The 5463-nt window shown below is 68.7% G+C and carries 5 protein-coding genes; 2 read left to right on the top strand and 3 right to left on the bottom strand.

From position 1 onward, the window contains the following. Positions 1-805: 805 nt before the first annotated feature. Entirely contained in the window at positions 806-961 is a 156-nt protein-coding gene (locus IE278_RS41550) for a hypothetical protein (protein ID WP_189780219.1), read from the bottom strand. A 217-nt stretch (positions 962-1178) separates the two neighbouring features. Next, positions 1179-2324: a pentapeptide repeat-containing protein gene (locus IE278_RS41545; RefSeq protein WP_308434976.1), complete on the bottom strand. Its 1146-nt coding sequence runs from the start codon at positions 2322-2324 to the stop codon at positions 1179-1181. 242 nt (positions 2325-2566) lie between these two features. Here IE278_RS41545 and IE278_RS41540 point away from each other — a divergent pair, with 242 nt between their 5' ends. Further along, on the top strand, positions 2567-2989 hold the full coding sequence (locus tag IE278_RS41540) for an ANTAR domain-containing protein (protein WP_189780217.1): 423 nt from the start codon (positions 2567-2569) through the stop codon (positions 2987-2989). 1123 nt (positions 2990-4112) lie between these two features. Continuing rightward, positions 4113-4802, top strand: coding sequence for an STAS domain-containing protein (locus tag IE278_RS43140; RefSeq protein ID WP_308434975.1), 690 nt, complete (start codon positions 4113-4115; stop codon positions 4800-4802). Between the two features lie 122 nt (positions 4803-4924). Here the strand turns inward: IE278_RS43140 and IE278_RS41530 are convergent, their stop codons facing one another. After that, positions 4925-5149: a hypothetical protein gene (locus IE278_RS41530; RefSeq protein ID WP_189780215.1), complete on the bottom strand. Its 225-nt coding sequence runs from the start codon at positions 5147-5149 to the stop codon at positions 4925-4927. Between the last annotated feature and the right edge of the window lie 314 nt (positions 5150-5463).

Below are 5463 nucleotides of genomic sequence, written 5' to 3'. Positions count from 1 at the left end.
TGGGCAGTGCCCCCCAAGCGATTACTGAACGTGCTTGCTCCACACGAAGTGGACCAGAGCCCAAAGAGACTGCTACAACCAGGAAGCCGAGCGGCGAGAGCAGGAGACCCCGGCAGCAGCTGTATGCCCCTGTTGCCGACCGTGGCCCGTATGACGGTGACCCGGCCGACCTTGCCGAGCAGTGGGTGGCCCGGCATGCCGAATGGCGGCGCGTCGCCGCGCTGATGGATGGCCAGGGCTGGCCGGGCTACTTCCCGGAGCGGGACGTCCAGGACAGCACGTGGGCGCAGGAACGCGACGCACAGCGGGAGGGCGCCATCCCCCCTCCGAACGCATGGGAGAAGGAACAGCAGGACTCGCGGGATGAACTAGAGGCGCAGGTGTGGCTCAACGCGGATACGAGCCGTCGGCTGCGCGCGATAACCACCCGCCCCAGCCTGAATTGCAAGCAAGCGCGGGGAGATCGGCGCCCGCCACGAACTGCTCCAGCAAGACACCGGCCCGCCAGTGCTTCCCGCTGCGGACTGCCTCCACGATCTCCTCAACAGCCCGACACCGGGCCTCATCCAACGCCATGTCCCCAGCGGCATCCGCTGCCATCAGATCCCCTCGCACCGCCCAGTGTCCTCCTGTCCGGCCCCACCGGAGTGCTACCTGACGACACCGACGAAAACAGGCACCAGCCAGGCGGAGTCACTTCGCACCCACACAATCGCGTCCTCCACGCACTGGTCGGAGCCAGAACTGGCCTACCAGTGGAGTCGACCGGCGCCTACGGAAGTCGCCCGTGGCGGTGATGGGCTGTTCAGGGTTTCCTGACCGTTTCCAGGTAGCGGCGGACCAGCTCCGTACCGTCGGTGCACCGCCCGGCCCCTTGCGGGCACGCGCGGCAGGCGCGCAGATGTTCCACGTAGGCGTCGTACCTGCTGCGGACTGTGGGCGTCATGATGTGGGTGTGCATGCGTGCCTCCCCGTGGCACCCGGCGTGCTCCTCACGGACCGGCCTCCGGTCACCTTTCAAGCGTATTCCGCGCGCACCGGACGTGTGGCCGCAACCGCACCGTCAACCCCACAGACGTCCGGCGGCCCTCGGGCCCGACCGCCGGTATCCCGCACCCGCACGCAGCGGCCGAAGCCGTACTGTCAAAACGCGGAGACCGTGGGCCGTCTTCAAAGGGCTACGGATTTGCGGGAAGCCATATGTCGGGAAGAACTACCTCTTGCGGCGTGGGGGTGCCAATGACATCGAGGAGCCCTTCGGGGGCCGGGCCCGTCGCCTGGTTGAAGGACACCGTGCCGCCGGAGAACATCGCGCTGCTGGGGGACATCCTGCCTGCGCTGAACGCTATGCCGATGAAGGACACCGTGCCGTCGGAGAATGTCGCCCCGTCGAACGACACCGTGCCGTCGGAGAACGTCGCGCTGCCAAACGACACCCTGCCGTCGGAGAACGTCGCGCTGCCGAACGACACCCAGCCGCCGGAGAACGTCGCGCCGTCGAAGGACACGATGCCGCCGGAGAACGTCGCACTGCCGAAGTACACCCAGCCGCCGGAGAACGTCGTGTCGCCGAAGTACACGATGCCGTCGGAAAACGTCGCGCCGTCGAAGGACACCCTGCCGCCGGAGAACGTCGCGCCGTCGAAGTTGATGTTGCCGTCGATGGTGACGCCGGTGAGGTCGAGATCGCAGCCTTGCCAGGAGCGGTGAGTGCCGTGGGGGATGCGGTAGTGGTCGCCGATGAGGCGCAGGACGGTATGCCGGACCTCACGTAATGCGTAGTACAGGTCCTTCTTGTCTTGGTGGGCGTCTCGTTGTTCTTCGGTGGGCGGGGTGGCGTCGGGCAACGGGTCGGGGAGGTCGCCGGGGTGGGAGGGGAAGGGGAGGCGGAGGTAGGCGCACAGGACGTCGATGCAGGTCTGGCGCAGGTTGTTGTCGGGGGCGTCGTCGGCGAGACCGGCCAGGGCGTGGACGCCGCCGAGGCGGACGGCGGGTGAGTCGGAGCCGAGTTGCTCGACGGCTTGGGTGAAGCGTTCGGTGTGCAGGCGGGTGGCTTCCCGGTGGGCGCCGGCTTCGTCGACGCGCTGGCGGCGATAGGCGACGACCAGGGCGACGAGCGCACCGGCCCCGGCGACCACCCCGAAGGAAAGCTTGACCAGGTCGAAGAGCGTCTTCGCGTCGAGCTTCCCGGTGGTGTCGATCCCTTGGAAGTCGAGCAGCACGATCAGGGCGTAGAAGACGCTGCCCGCAGCCAGGATCGCGGCGGCGAAGGTGAGGGCCAGTGCCCGGCGGACCCCCCACAAACGCAGCTCCCGCTCGTTCACAGATCGTGGCTTTCGAGGGATCGTCATGACGACCAAGACAAGGTGCGGAAGGCGGACGGTTGCAGCGAGCCGGTGGAGCACAGGATCCGGCTTGTACACCGCCACGGAGCTGCCCCCGTACTCGCGGGGCGGGGTGCACTCGCTTGACGGTGCGGAACCAACCGTGCGCGGCGCATTTCCTATGGTGACACCGTGCCGTGGTCGGCGTGGCTGTCTGAGCAGGGTCTGGGTACGTTCGATGCATGCGCCCGTCTCAACGCCTGGATCCCCGGCGTGGCCGCACCGGAGGACACACTCCGGCTGTCGCGCCACGCGACACCTGCTCTCCCGTCTCCGGCCCGCTCCACGACACCGACGACCCCGGCCAGCCCTCTGCCGAGTCGGCCGAAGCCCTGCACCAGGAGATCGCACAACTGCAGGAGGCACTCGACAGACGGCCGGTCATCGACCTGGCCCGCGGCATCTTGATGACCGTCTGGTCCTGCACCGCGGACGAGGCGTGGGAGCTGTTGGTGGACGTGTCGCAGCACTCCAACACCAAGCTGTACACCGTCGCCGAAGCCGTCCTCCCCTCCGTACAGGGCGAACCGCTGCCCGCGTATCTCCAGGATCACCTGGCCGCCGCGGTGGTCAGGCTGCGCGCGCACCCCGGCCGCCGCACGTAGGAACAGCGCGTGGCGGCGGGAAAGCCGGGTGGGGACCCGCGCCACGCCCGTCCCCTCGTCCTCACCCCGGGCCGGGCACCACGCCCGAGGCACGCACGCCGCCCGCCCCTTCCCTTCTCCTTCTTTCTTCTCGGGCCGGATGGGGTGTGAGGGTGTGCTGAGGGGGATGTCAGCTCGTACGGAATGCCCGACCAGATGGCCGGACCTGCGCCGATACACACCTGCGGAATCCGATGGCGGAACCTGATGTCGTACCCCTTGGTTGCCTGATGCCGTGTCTCACGGCGTATCCGATGTCGGCGTGCGTGGCTAGCCGCGTACTACGTTTTGCGGTGTTGCAGCACGGATTGCGGATGGCCATAATTTTCGGAGCGCAACAGACCGTGGGCCGGCCGGAGTGGCTGTGCACCTAGTCGCCCCTGCTGTGGGCGGCGGTCTCGACGTCCCCAGACCCGGACGGCGCACCCCTTCGCGTGGCCCCCTTGCCGATATGGCGGTCACGGGCCGAGCGAAGCGGCATCCGGCCGGGGCGTCCCCGGCCGGATGCCTCACCCGCTGATCTCCCCTCGACCAGGTATGCACCGCACCGGAGCGGACAGGGCAGTCGGCAGTAAGTCGCGTGCTGTGGGCCGACGGAGCGCATGGTCCGCACCCCCGCGCCATCGGATTTTTCCTCCCCTGTCCCTCGTATTCAGCGGCACAACAGGGTGCATTGCCTACCAAGTCGCGGCCGTGGTAATAGATTTATGCTGTCCGGCCGCCACCGCGCTGACACGGCGACGACCGGAGGCGCGAAGACCGAGACCCCCCGATCGGTCCTCGCGGTGCCCTCCTGGCGATGCGGGGCGCGGGAGCTGCCCCGCCGGACACGCCAGGAGAGCGGAAGGGTTGGAGTCGCACGGTCAGCAGTGCGGCTCCGGCCCGGCTTTCAGCCGTCAGCCACCACCCGGCAGCCACATCCTGCAGCACAGGCGAAAACGCAACGTCAGCCGTATTGGAGACTGGAAGCAGGCCCGACCGAACGGAAGCCACCCTCCCCATCCCAGTGCATCGGCATATGCCGATACGTCACTTCTTCCTACCGGGTACGCCGAGGCCGCTGCGGTAATCGGCCAGTTACCCTATGTTCGAAGGGCAGCCTCTCCGCGCCAGCCGGGCGTTGACAGACAGAGGCCCTTCCGCCCGCAGCAGAGCGAGCCTGTGGCAGACAGACACCGGGCCCCGCATCCCTCCCGCGAATGCGGTACAGGCCCGGTACGTCCCTTGGAGCATCGAAGCGCCGGACCGCCCACAACTCCGGCCACTCAAAGGGAGTGCCCGCCGGCGCTGCTCGGGGGACCAGCGCCGGGCCGGGCACGCGGCCGCCGCACCCGAAGCGGCGGCCGCCGCCACGACACCAGCCCACACACGATCGGGTACCGCACCTGTGATGCACCAAGAAAGAGCTGTACCCGCCATCACAACCCCCTGGCCCATCCGCCGCGAAGAGTGCCGCGTGGTACGTCCCCGCGGAGAACTCGACCTCGCCAGCCGCGACGCCTTCGCACGACTCCTGCGGGGAACCTGCCGCACCACCCTGGACGCCTGGCTCATCGTCGACCTCACCGCGGTGACCTTCATGGACTGCACCCCCCTGCACGAACTGTGCACCGCACAAAAACGCTGCACGCAGGCCGGCCACGGACTACGCCTGGTCTACGACCAGCCCGCCATCGGCCGCCTCCTCGCCTTCAACAGCCTCTCCGCCGCCTTCCCCCACTACGCCAGCCCCGAAGAAGCCTGGTCAGGACAGACGACCACCAAGCCCTCCTGATCCCCACACCCCACCGATCTCCGCACCTCGTGACGCGGCGGTGTCTGCCACCGCGGGCAGACCGGCCACGCCGGGCCGCAACAGCACCCGCGCCCAGACGCCAGCCAACGGGGCAGCAGGACTCAGTCGAGCGCGCCGGGCGGGGCGGCGTCCCCGTGGCCTGCTCCCAGGCTGCGCCGGCCTCTCGGTGACGCAGGGAGAAGGCTCCCCATGACCCCGCGGGCCCGCAGTTCAGCGAGATCGGTGATGCGGACACCGGGCAGTCCGTCAAGGAGGTCGGCCTGGGTGGCGCGGATGCCCGGGACGAGAGCCTCGGGACCGGCACCGAGCGTGCGGCGGCTGGTCACAACGATCATCGTACGGGGGGAGCGGGGCCGGTTGCCTCGGTTTCGGGATCAGCCGCGGCTCAGCTGTCGGGTGCACCCGATCCCCTGCCGGGAGTGCCCTGTCAGGGGGCCGGTAGGTTCGGGACGGGTCCGTGCCTGTCGGAGCAGGCACGGACCCGTCCCGCTCTCTGGAGAGCGGGGAACAGGTGTCCACCCGACGACGGCGTTCACGAAGTAGCGCGCACCCGCTTCCTCACAGCGGCTGCGTAGTCTCCTAGGGCCTGTCGTCAAATGTCACGCCCACATCAGGAGTGAGGCGAGGGTGATGGCCGCTT

It is taken from the genome of Streptomyces tauricus, from assembly GCF_014650955.1.
Classification (GTDB): Bacteria; Actinomycetota; Actinomycetes; order Streptomycetales; family Streptomycetaceae; genus Streptomyces; species Streptomyces tauricus.
This window is presented reverse-complemented; position numbering and strand designations above follow the sequence as displayed.

Coding starts and splice junctions, on each gene's coding strand:
- IE278_RS41550 (WP_189780219.1), bottom strand. CDS start 961: ATGCACACCCACATCATGACGCCCACAGTCCGCAGCAGGTACGACGCC.
- IE278_RS41540 (WP_189780217.1), top strand. CDS start 2,567: ATGCGCCCGTCTCAACGCCTGGATCCCCGGCGTGGCCGCACCGGAGGA.
- IE278_RS43140 (WP_308434975.1), top strand. CDS start 4,113: ATGTTCGAAGGGCAGCCTCTCCGCGCCAGCCGGGCGTTGACAGACAGA.